This is a genomic window from Salifodinibacter halophilus, assembly GCA_012999515.1.
GTDB classification, from domain to species: Bacteria; Pseudomonadota; Gammaproteobacteria; order Nevskiales; family Salinisphaeraceae; genus Salifodinibacter; species Salifodinibacter halophilus.
This window is the reverse complement of the sequence record JABEEB010000208.1, coordinates 1-276: the sequence shown is the minus strand read 5'-3', so window position 1 is coordinate 276 and position 276 is coordinate 1. Positions and strand designations below refer to the sequence as shown.

At 73.2% G+C, this 276-nt stretch carries 1 protein-coding gene; it reads right to left on the bottom strand.

From position 1 onward, the window contains the following. Nucleotides 1-276: fructose-bisphosphate aldolase (locus HKX41_11345; GenBank protein ID NNC24726.1), on the bottom strand; the 276-nt coding region annotated here is incomplete at both ends.

The following is a 276-nucleotide window of genomic DNA, read 5'->3' as shown; positions in this document are numbered from 1 at the left end:
GGATGACGGCGCTCACGGCGCGGGTGATGGCCTCGGGGTTCTCGTGCTGGAAGATAGAGCGACCCATGGAGACGCCGGCCGCGCCGGCGTCCATCGTGCCGCGGACCATCTCGACCGTCTCGCGGTCGGTGCCGCGACTGCCGCCGGCGATGACGACCGGCAGGCGCGTGGCCTCGACGACGCGACCGAAGGAGTCGGGGTCACCGCTGTAGGCGGTCTTCACCACGTCGGCACCGACCTCCTCGGCGAGGCGGACGGCGTGGGCGAGCGCCTCGG